The organism is Candidatus Bathyarchaeia archaeon (assembly GCA_035283685.1).
GTDB lineage: Archaea > Thermoproteota > Bathyarchaeia > Bathyarchaeales > Bathyarchaeaceae > DATETJ01.
On the sequence record DATETJ010000008.1, the window covers coordinates 86,586 to 103,168 of the forward strand.

Consider the following 16,583-nt stretch of genomic DNA (forward strand, 5'->3'; position numbering starts at 1 on the left):
GACAAGATTAGCTGGATTAGTATTAAAGACTAGACCATGAAGAGAACATCAGACAAAAAAGCCTTTAATCAAAGCCCTATATGCTGGTGACGGACAAAGCCGCTCTACTTCTCAGTTTTTGTCAGTATTCTTGGTTCTTCCCATTCCTCTCTGAAAATGCTAAGAGGCACGTCTTGAGTAATGCGTTCATTGGAAAAGCCAATCTGCCCTAGTTTTCTCCCAGAATTTCTCTTCGATTCGGGAAAAACTCTCAAGTTTTGCGAGTTCACGAATGAATTTTCTTAGTAATATGCTTGTTGTTAGGGCAATCTCTGTGTTGATGAATGCCTCGGCTTCGTCGACGTTTCTGCCAATGTACGAAACAGCCGTTTCTCCGCTTCTTCTTGCCTCAGGGATAATCGCAGCTATTTCTGCGTGTTCTTTTGTAGGAAAAGAAATCCTGACCTTGTACGGCGGCTGAATTCCTAGAGGCTTCAGCTGGTCTATCTTGGAAACTGCTCGCTTTGCCGCTTCCTCTATCCGCTTTCTGGCTTCAGCGGAGTCCAGACACTTGGTAGTCCTTCTGTTCAGCGAAGTCTTCACCTGCACCGTTTCAATTCCAGGCAGAAGCTCCGAGGCTTCTCTAATGAGCGCTTGATCGCCAGTCACCATTATCACAGGAATTCCGTGCTCAGCGAGTTTGAGCGCCGCTAACGCCGTTTCGCCCACTACTTTTCCATTTATCTCTATTCGGGCAATATTGAAAGGATGAATTGTGTGGGTTAGGAAGCCCTCCTTGTCATCTGCCATCGCGTGATAACCAAGAAGAACCGCAGCCGCCAATGATCCATCTAGAGCTTCGTTCAGTCTTCCCCAAAAATCTGGTCCCTGATACAGCTTAGCGCTCTTCTCCAGCTTTTCAGGAATTATGTTCAAGGGGCTTGGACCACCAGACATATGGTCGTCGACAACTCTGACTTCTGTTGCACCTCCAGCCTTTAGACCCCGAACTACTGCGTTAACCTCCTTAGTCATCAGGCTTCGAGACTTCTCGAATCCCTTCTGGTCACCCCAAATTTGACTGGGGTCGTCGATTCCAGAGATTCCTTCCATATCAACGTCTACGATGATTTTGAGGTTTTTCACAGGCTTCTTGCTCAAATGGCGATTCTCCTTTCGTCTGAATGAAGGAAAACGATATTTAAGAGTTACATCGCGCGTGCTAGAATGCTCAGGAAGAAAGTAAGTAAATAGCGACTATTGCTAAAAGAATTCCTACTACTATCTTTGGCGCTATAGTTTCTTTGAACAGAACGATTCCACCTACAGCAGTAATTGCAGCAACGCCTGCTGCTATCATAGGACTTAAGGTAGAAAGACTACCTATCTGATAGGCAGTTACTTCTGCCAAAACTGCGAGAACAGCAATCATGCCCGCTATCAACGAAATGAAAACACCTTCCCGTGTTAACTGAATTGTAGATCTGGAGAACCAGAAATACGCAAATACCACAGCTATCACTATCACAGAGGAAAGTGCATTGAAAAAGGAAAAGGAAACAGTATCAAGCTTTCCAGCAGCGTATTTTACCAAAATTCCCCAAGAACCAAACAACACCATCGCTAGTATGGTTGGAATTATCCAGTTCATATGTCTACATTTGTAGTTTCTGTTCTTTTAAATTCGATTCTTCAGAGAGAGAAGATAGAATTTCTATGCCCACACACAAATCAACGTGGTTTAGGAATGTCGCCCAGTGGCGTGGGCAATATGCATAGAAAAAAGGCAGTTGTTGTGTGTTCAAGCGGCTTTTGTCATTATTTTTTCGAGTATTTTTGTATATAAGACATCTTCACTTGTGTACAAGACATCTTTACTTAGAAATTTCTGTATAAGCTTGTCAAGTTCTTCGTTCCGATTGAAATGCATCGGATTCAAGCTCGTCTTTTCAAAGGGTGCAGTCAGAAGCACCTTTGCTCTTGGAGCTTTTAATGAGCCCAATAATTCAACTGTTTTCTTTGCCTCTTCCAAAGGTATATGTTCAAGAACGTCAAAACATAGTATCATATCAAACTTCTCATTCGGTGCTGGTTCTTTGTCCACTCTCCAGAACGTTGCTGGTACGTGATGTTTCTTGAATCTCCATTCTGCAAAATCCAGCGTGTAAGAATCCACATCTGCAACAACTACTTCAATCCCTTCCCTTGCCAACATATACGCATTCTGACCTATTCCTGCTCCGAAATCGAGAACTTTCTTTGATCTTGATTCTAAACAATATGCTAAAAGCTTAACATCAAACCGTCTATGGCTTCCAAAGTGCCAATTTCCCAAGTCAAAGAGATAGTTCTTTGTCTCCTTGTAAAACTTGTGTATTTCCTCTGGAGTCTGTGGATTCTTTTCATTCCATTCATCCCTCATTAATATTTCTCCTCTGTACACATCTCTGTACACATCATCAAAACTTTTCTGGGTATATTCTAACACGTCGATTATGTACTCCTCTCTGTCTTTCTTCAAATCTTGCTCGAAAGTCTTTACACTCTGAATTTCCTCATGAAACTTGTGAGAGGATTTGCTCACATTCTCACTTCAACAACGTATTCTGTCTTGGATAAAAGCGGCTATAACTCCTCTGCAAAACAAAAAACTCGCTTGCTTCATCTTGTTTTTGTTAGTATTCTCGGCTCTTTCCATTCTTCTCTGAGAATGCTGAAGATGAACAGATCAGTCCACTCTCCCCTGATAAGATGAGGTTTTCTCAAGATGCCTTCTCTTCTGAACCCAACTTTTTCTAGAACCCTCTGAGAAACCACATTCTTTGGGTGAGTTGTTGCCTGTATTCGAGCAACGTTCTTCGTGAGAAAAAGATAGTCCACTATAAGCTGTGCAGCTTCAGTGCCATAGCCTTTTCTTCTCTCACTGGCGACGAGACCATAGCCTATTTCTAGCATCTGCATATAGGGCGCAACCACGTTAAAATGCCAGACGTAGCCAACTCTGCTTCCGTCTTTCTTCTCGATGACAAAGACCCTCGTTTCGAAAAAGGCGCTATTGAGCCACTCCTCCAATCCAGCCAGAGAATGCTGCGACGGACTCCCGTATTCACCAAACCATTCAGCGCTGTTGAACCATTGTGCAAACAGTGGCAGGTCCTCTTTCTCCATCAATCGCAGATTCACATTCTTGCCTTCAAGCAATTCTTATTCACCAACCGAGTGCGTGTACATGTCTAGAAGGTTCATGCATACTATTCGGCTCTTAGGATGTGAGCAGCTTCTTCTTGACCAGTATTTTTTCTATGTCTTTCTTGGCGCCCATCTTCTGGAACATCTCCAACGCTTGGTTGAGAAGATTGTGAGCCTTTTCCTTGTCGCCCTCCTGGTTTCTCTCCAAATACACACGAGCATACTCGCAGAGAATCCATCTGGCAAAACCGTAGGCATCCCACATTCTTGCATCCATAGATTCAAGCTCTTGAACGGATTTCTCGAAGAGTCCAATGGATTCTGCGTATTTCTTCTGGGCGCGAAGCAGCATAGCCTTCAGTGCCTTCGAGAAGGCAACCAGGTATTTTTCCTCTGTCCCGACAGCGAACTTCTGCACGCCATCGATTAGGTCTTGAGCTTCTTCAAACTCGCTAAGCTCAACAAGCGCTGGAACTAGAAGCAGAGAGATATATACTTCATAGGTCTTTGCTTCAGCCTCTTTGCATATCTTCATCGCTTCTTCAAGTGATTCCTTTGCCTTCGCGTATTCCCCTCGGTCAAAATGCAAGCGCCCAAAACCCAAGTGACCCTCAGCTACAGGTTGGAATTCCTTCAACTCCCGAGCTTGTTCCAAACCTTTGGCACAATATTGTTCGCCTTTGTCCCATTCTCCTTTCTTTAGGAAAGCTTCTCCAAGAATGAAAAAGCAGGATGGCAAATAGGTCCTATCGTTGATTCTGTTGCCTAGCTCAAGTGCGTCCTCTCCGAAAGTCACCGCCTTGTCCAGCTCTCCTCTATCCCGATATTCTATTGACAACCAACTCAAAAAGAGCACTTGCCTACTCAGGCTTCCTAGCTTCTTCGCGAGCGCAAGTCCTTTCTCAAGATATTCTAGGCGTTCTTGGTACTCTTCAAAGTGAAAAAAACCGGCTACTCTGCAGTATGAGAGCACGGCTATTTCCAAATAATTGTTTTCCAAGGCTATGTTCAAAGCTCTATTCGCATACTCACGCCCTTTCTTGATGCCTCCGAGAAAACCCAAACATTGCGACATTACATCGTATGAATAGGCAACTGCGTCAAGAGCGTTGAGCTTTTCAGCTATTACGAGTGCTTTTTCCGCCAAAGAAAGAGCTTTCGACGTCTGTCCGTTGCGCCAATACATGTGAGCCATATCATTATAGAGGCGAGCCAATTCAATGCATTCAGGCTCAGCCTCCAAGATCTTCAAGCTGGTTTCATGATGTTCTCTGGCTCTTTCCACCTCACCAAGCGTGTCCCAAAGTACAAAAGCCATTTTCTTGTGCAACGCCGAAATCCGTTGCTTTTCATTCAACTTAGCCAGTAACAGCAACGCTTCGTCCCAATACTTCAAGCATGCATCAAACTCTCCAGAAAGTTTCTTAATGTCTCCCAATCGCTCCAACACCAACGCCTTTCGTTGAAGCTCACCATCCCTTTCCTCAAGAAGCCTGAGAGCAGATTCGAAGTAAGAAGCAGCCTCACTGTTGGCATAAATCTTTGCAGCTCTTTCTCCAGCCTTCAGGAAGTAGTCAAGAGCCTTTTCTTTGTCGCCGCTCTCGAGAAAGTGTAAGGCTAACTCGCCAAAGTGCTCATCAATCCTCTTAGCATAAACCTGCTCTAGAGCGCATCCTACAGTGTTGTGGAGTTTCTTGCGCCTGAAGGGACTGACCTCTTCGTAAACAACGTCTCTGATGATGATGTCGGCAAAGGAGCACACATCTTCTCCTCGAATCACCTTGTGCTTAACCAATCCTGTTTTCAGAAGCTTCTCAATCACTTCAAGCAATTTGTTTTCTTCAATGCCGGTAACAGCAGCCAAAGCTTCACAAGTGAAATCATTACCAATAAACGAAGCAAAAGTCAAAGCACTCTGGCACTCTTCATCCAGCCGCTCTATTCTAGCCTTCACAACACTCTTGACAGTCTCAGGAAACTCAATCCTTGAAACCTCCCCAATGCTCCATCCGTCTTTCTCTCGATGAATTACCTCTTCTTCCTTCAGCGACTTGATTACTTCCTCAGCGAAAAACGGATTGCCCCTAGTTTTCTCGAAGACCAGTCTACAGAATTCTGCTGAAACGTCATCTTGCTCCAATGTCTGCTTGATCATTTCGGAGATTTCGTTCAGAGACATGCGCTTCAAAGAAACAGATTGCAGCAGGCGCTCCCTGTTCAACTCGGTCAAAACCGCAGTCAACGGATGCTTAGAGTCAATGTCAGTGCTCCGGTAAGCGCCCAAAAGAAGCAAAGAACTCCGATGCGCACCCCGAGCCAAATAATGAAGAAGCAGAAGCGAAGTCGAATCAGTCCACTGCAAATCATCAAGAACCACAAGCAACGGAGCCTCCTTAGAAATGTTGCCGATAAACTGAGAAAACGCTTCAAACAGCCGATTCTGCTCCATCTCAGGACTTATAGGAAAAGACTGAGGAATGGCACCAAGCTTCTGCCTAAGCTCAGGAACAATTTTCGCAATCTCAGCTGGATAAAAGCCCACAACATGGTACAACTGCTCCGGACTGCAATTTTCCAAATAGTCTCTAACAACTTCGCTCCATAAGACGTAGGGAGGAACACCATCCATCCTAAACAACGCAGGGCATCTTCCATAAAGAACCCGCATGCCCCGCAAATGCGCATAAGCTCTAAGCTCCCTAGCCAACCTTGTCTTGCCAATACCCGCTTCGCCGTAGAGAAAAACAAGACCACCTTCGCCCCGGACAGCTCTGTCAACTGCTTCTCGGAGAAGATTCATCTCATCAGCCCTATCGACAAGCTGAATCTCCTTTGCAGCAACAGGACGAGAACCGGGAACAACAACCGCAGGCTTTCCCGAAGGAGCATAAACATCTCTCAAAAAGCCTTCAGCGATGTCCCTCAACACCTTAAGCAGATCGGACGCACTCGGATACCTCTTCTCCGGCTCTTTCTCCAAAAGCCTCATAATACAGTCAGACAAAGCATGCGGAACCTTCACGTTCAACTTAGTCGGCGACACGGGAACATCATGAATATGACTAAAAATGACCTTCACCGCGTCCTCGCCAACAAACGGAGGCTTGCCTGTAACAGCCTCGTAAAGAACCGCACCAAACGAATACAAATCAGACCTTGCATCTGCACCACGACCCAAGGCAATCTCAGGAGCCACATAGGCAACTGTGCCAACAATAATGCCTTCTTGAGTGAGGCTCGGCTGCCCAAGCATCTTAGCTAAGCCAAAGTCCATCAACTTCGCAGTATCTTCACGATTAAGCATCACGTTCTCAGGCTTAATGTCCCGATGCAGAACACCCTGAGAATGCGCATACTGCAACGCACCACAAACATCAATGCCGATTCTCAAAATCGTCTGAATGTCACACTTGCCCTCAGGATACGTACCCATAAGCTCGCGAAGACTCATCCCGTCTACAAACTCAAGCACAAAAAACTGCTTATCGTCCTCCTTCCCAATGTCATGAATGGAAACAACGTTCGGATGATTAAGCGTGCCAACCATCTGAGCCTCACGTAAGAACCGTGAATGCGCGTCCTCTCCCGCCACTGTGGTCTTGAGCATCTTTATGGCTACAACACGGTTCAGAACAGTGTCTCTAGCCTTGTACACGATGCCTTTTCCACCCTCGCCCAACTTCTTCAGAACAACGTACCTGCCATTCTGCAAACTCGATAGAGACGACAAGGAAAACGCTCCATAATCTCCTCTGTGGCTTGCATATTCATCGACGAACGCACTTAAAAGAATAATCAATCCAAGGAGCTCAGCCGAAACTGCATCAAAGTTACGCCAAGCCCCAAGATGAGCGTCCACAATGGTTCAGCGGAAAAGCTAATGGGTAGGCTGATGTCTGGTTAGACACTTCAGATAGTGCCACTGATTGCTGGGTGTTTGAGTTGAGCGAGAAGATCATTGTTGAGCGCGGGTTAGCTGCCAAGTTTGACAAGTATCTCAGTAGAATTACGCCTTTTGGTTTTTCAGGCGCATTCTTGGCTGCTAGGGACAAGAAGATCTTTTTCAACAAAGGATACGGCTTGGCTATCCGAGAAAAAAGCATCCCTAACACTGCTGACACGGTTTTCTGTGTTGGCTCGATTACGAAGCAGTTCACTGCGGCTGCGATCATGACACTAGAGATGAAGGGCAAGCTCAAGACAGAACACAGCATTACTGAGTACTTCTCCAACGTGCCTAAGGATAAGCAGCAGGTCACGCTTCACAATCTGTTAACGCACACAGCTGGAGTCATCAACTTCACAGGCGAAGACTACGTAGTTGCTTATCGCGATGAGACTGTTAAGAAAGCTTTGGACGCGCCTCTGCTTTTTCTCCCAGAAACTCGCTATGAGTATTCAAATGCTGGTTACTCGCTTCTGGGCGCTATCGTTGAGATTGTTTCCGGACAGCCTTACGAGGAGTATCTGCATGAGCACTTGTTCAAGCCTTCTAGGATGTTCTTCACAGGCTATCGCATCCCAAACTGGCATAAGAGAACAGTTGCTACATGGTATTTGGGAGAAAAAAGCTTCAGACTAAACCTAAGCGAACATGACCAACCTCACTGGAACGTTATCGGCAACGGCGAAATACTGTCCACAACAAACGACATGCACAAATGGTACCTTGCGCTCAAAGGCGACAAAATCCTCTCAGCCGAAGCAAAAAAGAAGCTGTTCACGCCCTTCATGAACAACTATGCTTATGGCTGGAGCATTCTAGCCACTGAACGTGGAAAGGTTATCCAACACGACGGCGGCAGCGACTTGGGCAGCAGTGCTCTCTTCACATGGTTCGTAGACCACGACACGTTGACTGTCCTGTTCTGTAACCAGTCCTACGGTAAGAACCCTCTCATCTCTCCGTTAAGAGACAAAATAGAGAGACTGCTTTTCGGCAAAGAAGTAGGATTTCCCCCAATTACCCGCAAGTCACGCCTATCAGATATGAAGAGCTTTAAAGGAACATACAGACTGCCCACGGGAGGTCAACTCATCCTCCAAATTGATGCAGGCTACCTAACGCTCACAGCAGTTGGACAAGACGCTGTCAACTCCGTTTTCTCGCTTAGCAACGAAAACACAGCTGAACTCAACGACCTGACGAATCGAACGGTAAGAATGGTCAACGCTGTGCTGAAAGGAGATTACGAGTACGGCAAGAAGGAGTTGAACGACGAAGAAAGAATGAAGGGTTGGCGAAGACTGCTTCTCGACCGACTCAGTATCAGTGAGAACAAGGTAAACCAGATCGAGACCATTATCTTAGGCGGCTTGACTTGGCCACGCAGCGAGGACACCATGGAAATAGTCGTGAAGGTGACACGTGACAAATACGAGGTGAGATTCGGTTTGCTCTGGCGAAACGGAAAACTCTGGGGCTTAACTACAGGACCTGACACTTTCACAATGCGGGTTCTCCCGATTTCCACACGCATATACGCAGGCTACGATCTGGGCACAGCCAAGAACGCAAAGCTTAGTTTCCACATCAACAAGCAAGGTCACGTCACAGAACTGACCATTCATCGCAAAATGGGCAATCTGAAAGCCTCGAAAGTCTAGGGATGTTATTTCCCAGTCAATAGCTTCAGCAAAACCGCCTTCGCCGTGTGCAGTCGGTTTTCGCTTTGCTGGTAGATTATTGATTTTGGGTTTTCTATGATGTCAGCGTTGATTTCGTAGCCTCGGTGTATGGGCATGTCGTGCATGATGTAGGCTTTGCTGCCTTTCATCAAGTCTTTGTTGATTTGATATGGCATCATAAGCTTGATTCGCTTTTCCTTCTCATCCTTGAATTTCGGGTCGGTGAAAAACTCCATGTCTACCCATGTGTCAGTGTAAACGAAATCAGCGTCTTTAACGGCTTTCTTGACATCTAATGTTGAGTGGAATAGCCCTGTTTTTTCCCCAGCCTTTAGAAGCCCCGTGTCGATTGAAGGCTCATTTCTCAAAGGCGTGACCGCTGTGATTTCGACGCCTGTTTTTGTGCAGCCTACTATAAGCGAGTTGCACACGTTGTTGTGCACGCCGATATAGACGAGTTTGACGCCTTTCAACTTGCCCTTTTTTTCTTTGATGGTCATGAGGTCAGCTAAGGCTTGGCAAGGGTGATATTTCTCATCGCAACCGTTTATAACTGGCACTCGTGAGGCTTCAGCCATAGCCTGCAAGTCGGAGTGCTTCATTAATCGAGCCATTATGCAGTCAACGTTTCGAGACAGGTATTGGGTTTCATCTCGAATGTCAGCTAGAACGAGGTTGGTAGTTCTCCAGTCCAAGTACAGGGCGTGACCGCCCAGCTGAGTCATAGCCACTTCGAAAGAAACGCGTGTCCGAGTCGAGGTTTTCTGGAAAATCATTGCCAGCGACTTGTCGCTCAAGGTATTGCGGTGTCTTGCCGGGTTCTTCTTGATCTCTATTGACTTGTCTATTACTTCTACTATCCGCTTGGGTGTCCAATCTTTAAGGGCGAGTAGGTGCATGGGCGTCATTTCATCTCCTTGCAGTCTTGCGATTTGAGGTTAGAAGACAGTTCAAAGCACATATAAGTTTACTGACCGTTCATTACTGCGACAGGTAGCAATCCATGATTCTGATTGTAGCCTCAACCAAAGATGTCGCAAGCATGAACATTGCGCAACAGATCATAGAGCAGCATGGATTCGAAAAGCTTCCAGAGAACTTCCAAGGCAACAACGTGTACTTCAAGCAGGTCGCCAACGGCGACGTAAAACTGGTTTTCATAAACGAGGAACTCATTCACAGCCAGTACATTACAGAGCACCTTGTCCCTGAACTGGTCGTGTTTGTTTCCCGTCATGCCAGTGTAAGCGGCTTTCCAACTCTATCAGTGCATGTACCCGGGAATCTAAGTGAAGCAGAGCTAGGTGGGCTCAACAAACGGGTTTCAATTTGCCCCGCCAGCGCAATGAAAGACGCGATCCTAGAGCTGGCGAGAAAGAAGGATGAAAGCAACTTGCCTTACGAGGTCTCGTATGAATGTACGCATCACGGTCCATCGTTAGACGTGCCTGCAATGTTCGTGGAGTTAGGCAGCTCGCTGGAGCAGTGGAAAGACGTGAAGGCGGCTGAAGCTGTTGCTCAAGCAGCGATGGCAGCAATCACGAGGAACTCAAGATATGCTGCAGTTCTAGGCGTGGGCGGACCTCACTACAATGAAAGATTCACTCGAATCGCGCTAACCACACCATGGGCGTTTGGTCACATAATTTCGAAGTATGCGGCGCCCAGTGTAGAAGCGGATGTGGTTAAGCAGTGTGTTCAACGAACGGTGGAGAAAGTGGAAGCCGCATTCTTCGATTGGAAAAGCCTGAAAGCAATGGACAGAAACAGAATCATAACCGCATTGAAAGAACTCAACGTTTCGGTTCAGAGGGCTTAACGGTTTTCTCTGCGGTTTTCGGCTTTCTTTTGCGTCGGTACAATATGAATGTGTGTCCACGAACTTCAACGAGGGTTGACTCTGTCTCTTTGGCTACTCTGGTTGCTACTTCCTTAGCATCTTCATCCTTGAGCGCAGCTTGCAGAATTCTTCCTTTCACAACTTCATGTTGATCCAGTTGCCTACTGATTTCATTCACAATCTGCGCAGTCGACCCTTCCTTGCCCACCCAAACTGTGGGTCTCTCGCTGCTGAACTTCTGTTTGAACCGACGTTTCATCTTGGATGTAATCATTTCTTTTTCTCACGGCTTCTCGATGGTACGCGCGTGGTTTTGCCACAAACTAGGCATGTTACTGCCACGTGAGGTTCACGTCTAGGGTGAACGCGGACACGACTGTTGACTCCTGGATAAATAAAGCTTTTACAATGCCTGCAAACAAGCCGCCTGTACTCAACTGGCAATCTCACTCGTGTTCGCATGGCTATTCTTCTTGCGATTTGGGCGTAGCGTTGCGCCAGCTCTGGCTCCTTGCGAATGTTCTCTTTGGCAAGCTCAAACAAAGTGCGGATGCGCTGCAACGCTATATGCCTAGTTTCATTCATACTGGGTTCCTATGCAAACCTGCGCACCAGATATGAAGGAACTATAGGCAATATTTTCTTTTGCTTTATTCAGAAAAGACTGGTTTATTGCTGTTCAACGGGCTCAGTGACTTCGGCCACTGCTGCTTGTGTTTTTTGATTCACGCATTGTATGGCGCTTAGGCATCCGAAGCATTCTTCAGGGATCGGTTGATTTCGCGGGTAATCGCTCAGGTATCCGAAACCGTGTGGACACTCTGCCTCAGGCGCCTTTTCCTCAGCAGCGGGTTCTCCTTCAGCCTTCACCTTTTTCTCCCTTTCTCCAATAATCATGATGTAGACTATGAAAATCATGCCCACTACCACAAATGTGAGGGCTACGAGGATCAATGTGAACAGAGTGCCATAATCTGCCATATGCTGTAAATTAAAAGTCAACAGTCCAAAAGCGTTATGAATTCAGAATTGTAGGTGACGATATAGATTACAGTTCAAGGCGTTTGGCCAAGATTGTCATAGGTGAGAGAGTCATCGAAAGTTACCCTCTTCATCTTTCTCCCACCTCAAGCCCCTTGGAGAGAGGAAGCGTTTGGCAGGTAACCAACACGCCTTGAAAGCTCTTTTCCCTTTTAAGAGTAGTCAAGCAAAACACTTAGGGTTACGCAGAGAGCCTAACGAAAGTAAGAATCCCTACATTCCATGATAACAACTGGAAAACCTGCTAAGAAATCGCCTTTCCAGAGCCTAATTTAATCCGAGTTCCTCAAGGACATTCTATAGTTTTCGTGACGACATCAAAGAAGATTGGCTTGTCAGTCTTAGCTATTTGAACGATGTGATACGGTTGAGTAAGCGCTTGCGTCACGATACAGGTGGGACCAGGCCGTGTTTTCTCTATCTTGGCAACTATTGATGAGCCCGTATCGATCAGGTCATAAACATTGACTGCATACCCACCTGTGTTGACTTCTCCCATGAATGCTGCGATAACCGTGTGCTTTGAAAAGTCTATTGAAGGCGGAGGCGGTGGATCCAGCATAAACTGCGCATGTTGGTTCCAGACTTCGATCCAAGTTTCAGTGTCTTGAATAACAAAGTAGGCAGGGTTGATTTGCCCAGAATGCGAGCCTCGGTCAATAGTTGCGAACTCCAATTTTTCTTGCACAACTGTCTCAAAGCGGCTTACGGTCCAGTCGATGCTGAAACCGGTATATCCTAACGGTGCTTCGCTGCTCAAAACATATCGTATCTCCCAGTTGTTCAGGCTGTCAGCTTGAAGCTCCTGCTCCCAATTTATAGCACCCCAACTGAAGCCCACGCCAGTGACGTTGAAACCAATGAAGTTCGTTGTTCCTTCCGTGGCGATGTCGACGGCCTTGATCTCGACTTTGACTCCTGCCGATCTTAGGCTGGTGTTGTTAACTAGTACTTCTACGTCGAAGACTCCTTTAGTCAAATCTACAGCTGGACGCGATGTCGTCTGGTTCACTCCGATTCTCAGCCATGCACCGTTCAGCGTTTCATCTGAATACCAGAACTCTAGCGACTCGCCGTAAACAACCGGTGTCCTGATGCGGAAAAACCACACGTATGCTGTTGCGCCAACAAGCGAAACCAAGGCGGCGCCCGCTAAGAGCCCAACCACTACTTTCCTTGAGAACCTCATCTCACTTTTCATGCTCTTTCCAATATTATGAATCACAAATGTCCAGATAGGCTTTTCCCTACACTGTACAACAATAGTAGGCGTGTATCCGACTGAAAAAGTCGTTGAGCAACCGTTATGTTTCCGTCAAGCTAAAAAACGAATTCGTACAAAGAGCTGATGAACAAAAATGATGAATAGGATTCTCATTCTAACCATGACTGTATCATTAATGTTCAGCTCCTTTTCCACGATTACCCAACAACGATCAACGGCTGACCCCTCACAGCTAAGGGCTCTTAGCAGCCAACACGCACGTTCATCTGATCCCTTCTCAGCCCAATCGAGCGACAGCGTCTTTAAATCCCCTATCTGGGTCAAGGACGCGGTATTCTACCAGATCTTTCCAGACAGATTCCGCGATGGCGACCCATCAAACAACCCCGTGGACGGTGATCTCCTTTGGAGAGCTTGGAGTCGAGAGGAATCTATCAGCGCTCTGAAGATGCCTTGGAATGAGATTCCTGAAGAACCTGCAAGAGGCAGAGACTGGTTTGGAGGCGACCTCAAAGGCGTCCAAGACAAGGCTCAATACCTAGCCGATCTGGGAGTAACAGCCATCTATTTGAATCCGACCATGGATTCCACAGATAACCATGGGTACACAATCATCGACTATAAATCTGTGAACCGTTATTTCGGCACCCACTCGCGCCTACAAGACGGAACACTTGTTGTGGACCCAGAGAAAAGTCTGGAAGTGTTCAGAAACATGACAAACGAACTGAACAAACATGAGATAAAAGTGATTCTAGATGGAGTTTTCAACCATGTCAGCGCAAAACACCAATGGTTCGACAGAGACAACGACTTTCAAAGCCAAGGCGCATACGAAAATCAAAGCTCACAGTGGTACACATGGTTCAACTTTTACAATTGGCCAAACAGCTACCAAGCATGGCACGGGTTTCTGAACCTACCCGAAGTAACCGAGGTCGCCGACTTCAAAACCTATGTTTACGGTGACCCGAATGACTCTGTTATCAAGTTTTGGCACGCATTGGGCGTTGACGGCTGGCGCCTCGACACGGGCCAAGACATTAACCACTCGTTTTGGAAAGGATTTAGAACGGCTTACAAGCAGCTCAATCATGACGGCTACATCGTTGGGGAATTCTTTGGAGACGCCACACCTTGGCTACAAGGCGATGAATGGGATTCTGTAATGAACTACAGGTTTAGAGACGCAGTCTTAGAGTGGGCTTTAGGCGGAAATGTCAACGGCTTTGACTTCAAGCTAACATCGATTATAGATGATTATCCATCTGAGGCATTTTACGCAGCGTTCAACCTTCTGGATTCACACGACACCGAACGAGCCCTTACACGTTTAGGCGGAGAAAAGAACCGAATGAAGCTGGCAGTGATCTTTCAAATGACTTATCCAGGCGCACCAGTCGTCTATTACGGTGATGAGGTGGGCATGCAGGGGCTAACCGATCCAGACTGCAGACGCCCTTACCTGTGGCAAGACCTAGGACTAGAGCCTGACCTCAACATGCTGGAGCACTACAAGAGACTCATATCGATAAGGAAAGGCTACTCTGTCCTGCGAACAGGCACACTGCATACCTTGTTGACCGACAACGCAAACCACATCTACACGCTCGTAAGAGAGGATAACTCCACAAACCCCATCGCAGTGCTAATCTACAACAACGGCGTCACCCCACAGACAGTCACCGTGGACCTTTCGAGCTTCTTATCGGACGGCGCCAACCTAACAGATGTGCTCAACTCTCAAAAATACAAGGTTCAAGACGGAAAAATCACGGTGCAACTCAGCAGTTTGTGGGCAAGCATCTTAGTGGGAGGAGCTGTCGCGCTACCTGAAATGCCCGCCATGGCGTTTCCATACTTCTTCCTGGTGGTCATTGTTGCAGTTGCGGTACTCGTTGCAGCAACAACATACATAGTCTTGCGTCCAAGAAAAAGCCAAGTGACATAATCTCCCAACAAAATCATCTGTGTCGAAGAGAGGGGATCAAGAGTTGCTGACGCTGATCATAGCCGAGTCGGCGCTGGAAACTATACCGGAGAGTCTCTGGAATCATCCATCTGTTAGGAAGCATTCAAGACTGCATCGAAAGCATCCGAAACTTATGCTTCTAGATCGCTCATATCATCACGCAGCAATGAAGAGATTGGAACTGAGCGAGAGGAGTGGACGACCTGACATTGTGCACTTCTCTCTGCTCGAGGGTCTGGGTTCTCCGCTCAACAAGGAAAAACTGCTGTCTATCTACGTGCACACGCTCAACGATTATGTGATATGGGTCAACCCGCAAGCCAGATTGCCGCGAAACTACAGTCGATTCGTCAGTCTAATAGAGCAGTTGTTCGAGTTTGGGCAAGTTCCGCCAGAAACTCAAGAGCCTTTACTCGCCATAAGACAACAAACTTTGACACACCTTTTAGGACAGATCAGACCATCCTTCGTTCTGGCTCTAAGCAGAATCGGCAAGCCTCAAACTCTCGAGACAGCCGTTTCAAACTTGGCTGGGCTAGGCAAGCCAACTGTGTTGGTGGGAGGGTTTCCGAAAGGGCACTTCTCTAAGGCGAGTCTGAAGCTAGCAGACGAAATGATATGCATTGACCCTGAAATGCTGGAAACATGGACCGTGGTGTCCAGAATCGTCTACGAATTTGAACGTGCCATGTCGCTTCCTGTCAAACGGCTTAACAAAGCTGGAGCACCTACCGTTTGAGTTGACGCTTCTCGATTTCAAGCATGATTTCTATGGCGCCTTGAACGAAATTCGCGCATCTACTCTCCTTCAGCTCTTCAAAACGCTTGTGTCCTTCAGGTGTCCGAAAATCGCAGCCAATGAGGTCGTAACAGACTAGACTTCCGAATTTTTTTCAAACTCGGTCATGAAACTCGTGGCAATAGCATATGCTTCAAGTCTGTCTTCTGAGGCTTGTATGCGTCCATGTTTCATGCCTATAGCCATAAGCGATCCCGTGACACATCCACAGATTGAGGCGCTTCTGGCAATGCCTCCGCCGAAGGGTGTGGCAATCTTGGGAATAAGTGAACTGTTTACGCTTTCATGTTCAGCCATTGCTAGTAGAACGCTCTCAGCACAGTTGTAGCCGCCTCGAAACTTGGACGCCGCATTTGCAGCAATCTGCTTCATGCTCATTCGCAAGTCCCCTTTTTTCCTGTCAGCAATCATAAACCTGCTTTACCATATAAACCAAATCTGAAGTGTTGCGGAATCATGACTAGCCAAACATCATCTCGCCATCAACAAACGCGTTTCGAGTAATAGCTTCCAGAACACACACAGCTTCTAATTAAAGCAAGATTGGGGGTTTCGATCGGCATGAGAGAGAAAGGAGGAAACATCCAGACAACTAGTTTGCCTCATCAACCCCCAACACTGCGTATGATGACAGAGGCATTTAGAGCTACACTTTAGAGCAAACGAAACGAGTAAGGCGTCGAACTGAATGATGGGCGCCGAGGAGAGTCAACGATAGCAGACATGCAGCATAATGGAAAAGAGTCTATGGGCAAGCTCAGCCTCTTCAAAGAGCGAAAAGCCTTCAAAAATTGCTCTAAACAAAACACTAAGCATAAAGCGCGCGCGGTCTGGAGCGAACCCAAAACTCAGAGGAGTTCTGGAGTGGGAAGGAGGAGAAGATCCTAACGCTCCAGACATTGGAGAGAAT

15 protein-coding genes are annotated in these 16,583 nt (G+C 46.8%); 4 read left to right on the top strand and 11 right to left on the bottom strand.

Annotation, left to right across the window (positions count from 1 at the left end):
• Nucleotides 1–186: 186 nt before the first annotated feature.
• The 5 genes from VJ249_06430 to VJ249_06450 form a co-directional block, all read right to left on the bottom strand.
• Nucleotides 187–1,140, bottom strand: coding sequence for a M55 family metallopeptidase (locus tag VJ249_06430; protein HKZ94196.1), 954 nt, complete (start codon nucleotides 1,138–1,140; stop codon nucleotides 187–189).
• Nucleotides 1,141–1,210: 70 nt separating this feature from the next.
• The gene (locus VJ249_06435) at nucleotides 1,211–1,630 is read right to left on the bottom strand and encodes a DMT family transporter (GenBank protein ID HKZ94197.1); all 420 of its coding nucleotides are present in this window, start codon (nucleotides 1,628–1,630) and stop codon (nucleotides 1,211–1,213) included.
• Between the two features lie 150 nt (nucleotides 1,631–1,780).
• The gene (locus VJ249_06440; protein HKZ94198.1) at nucleotides 1,781–2,563 is read right to left on the bottom strand and encodes a class I SAM-dependent methyltransferase; all 783 of its coding nucleotides are present in this window, start codon (nucleotides 2,561–2,563) and stop codon (nucleotides 1,781–1,783) included.
• Nucleotides 2,564–2,640: 77 nt separating this feature from the next.
• A complete protein-coding gene (locus VJ249_06445; GenBank protein ID HKZ94199.1) occupies nucleotides 2,641–3,180 on the bottom strand; it encodes a GNAT family protein in 540 nt (179 codons plus the stop codon).
• Between the two features lie 61 nt (nucleotides 3,181–3,241).
• Nucleotides 3,242–6,898: a protein kinase gene (locus VJ249_06450; GenBank protein HKZ94200.1), complete on the bottom strand. Its 3,657-nt coding sequence runs from the start codon at nucleotides 6,896–6,898 to the stop codon at nucleotides 3,242–3,244.
• A gap of 212 nt (nucleotides 6,899–7,110) precedes the next feature.
• Here VJ249_06450 and VJ249_06455 point away from each other — a divergent pair, with 212 nt between their 5' ends.
• Nucleotides 7,111–8,775 carry a serine hydrolase domain-containing protein gene (locus tag VJ249_06455; GenBank protein HKZ94201.1) on the top strand — a complete coding sequence of 555 codons (1,665 nt, stop codon included), beginning with the start codon at nucleotides 7,111–7,113 and terminating at the stop codon, nucleotides 8,773–8,775.
• A 5-nt stretch (nucleotides 8,776–8,780) separates the two neighbouring features.
• On the opposite strand, the gene VJ249_06460 is transcribed toward VJ249_06455, so the two are convergent.
• Entirely contained in the window at nucleotides 8,781–9,704 is a 924-nt protein-coding gene (locus VJ249_06460) for an ornithine carbamoyltransferase (GenBank protein HKZ94202.1), read from the bottom strand.
• A gap of 95 nt (nucleotides 9,705–9,799) precedes the next feature.
• Between VJ249_06460 and VJ249_06465 the strand changes: the two genes are divergently transcribed.
• Nucleotides 9,800–10,615 carry a D-aminoacyl-tRNA deacylase gene (locus VJ249_06465; protein HKZ94203.1) on the top strand — a complete coding sequence of 272 codons (816 nt, stop codon included), beginning with the start codon at nucleotides 9,800–9,802 and terminating at the stop codon, nucleotides 10,613–10,615.
• Here VJ249_06465 and VJ249_06470 read toward each other — a convergent pair.
• From VJ249_06470 to VJ249_06485, 4 genes are all read right to left on the bottom strand, one after another.
• Nucleotides 10,590–10,910 carry a YhbY family RNA-binding protein gene (locus VJ249_06470; protein HKZ94204.1) on the bottom strand — a complete coding sequence of 107 codons (321 nt, stop codon included), beginning with the start codon at nucleotides 10,908–10,910 and terminating at the stop codon, nucleotides 10,590–10,592. The two genes, VJ249_06465 and VJ249_06470, sit on opposite strands and share 26 nt — an antisense overlap.
• Nucleotides 10,907–11,221, bottom strand: a complete 315-nt coding sequence (locus tag VJ249_06475; GenBank protein HKZ94205.1) for a ribonuclease P — start codon at nucleotides 11,219–11,221, stop codon at nucleotides 10,907–10,909. Before VJ249_06475 ends, VJ249_06470 begins: the two co-directional genes overlap by 4 nt.
• Before the next feature lie 84 nt (nucleotides 11,222–11,305).
• Nucleotides 11,306–11,638, bottom strand: coding sequence for a hypothetical protein (locus VJ249_06480; protein ID HKZ94206.1), 333 nt, complete (start codon nucleotides 11,636–11,638; stop codon nucleotides 11,306–11,308).
• Between the two features lie 325 nt (nucleotides 11,639–11,963).
• Nucleotides 11,964–12,878: a protease complex subunit PrcB family protein gene (locus VJ249_06485; GenBank protein ID HKZ94207.1), complete on the bottom strand. Its 915-nt coding sequence runs from the start codon at nucleotides 12,876–12,878 to the stop codon at nucleotides 11,964–11,966.
• Nucleotides 12,879–13,035: 157 nt separating this feature from the next.
• Between VJ249_06485 and VJ249_06490 the strand changes: the two genes are divergently transcribed.
• Together VJ249_06490 and VJ249_06495 are read left to right on the top strand one after the other, a co-directional pair.
• Nucleotides 13,036–14,853, top strand: coding sequence for a glycoside hydrolase family 13 protein (locus tag VJ249_06490; protein HKZ94208.1), 1,818 nt, complete (start codon nucleotides 13,036–13,038; stop codon nucleotides 14,851–14,853).
• A 43-nt stretch (nucleotides 14,854–14,896) separates the two neighbouring features.
• On the top strand, nucleotides 14,897–15,613 hold the full coding sequence (locus tag VJ249_06495) for a 16S rRNA methyltransferase (protein ID HKZ94209.1): 717 nt from the start codon (nucleotides 14,897–14,899) through the stop codon (nucleotides 15,611–15,613).
• Between the two features lie 135 nt (nucleotides 15,614–15,748).
• Here the strand turns inward: VJ249_06495 and VJ249_06500 are convergent, their stop codons facing one another.
• Complete coding sequence (locus VJ249_06500) at nucleotides 15,749–16,051, bottom strand: C-GCAxxG-C-C family protein (GenBank protein HKZ94210.1); 303 nt, start codon at nucleotides 16,049–16,051, stop codon at nucleotides 15,749–15,751.
• Nucleotides 16,052–16,583: the final 532 nt, after the last annotated feature.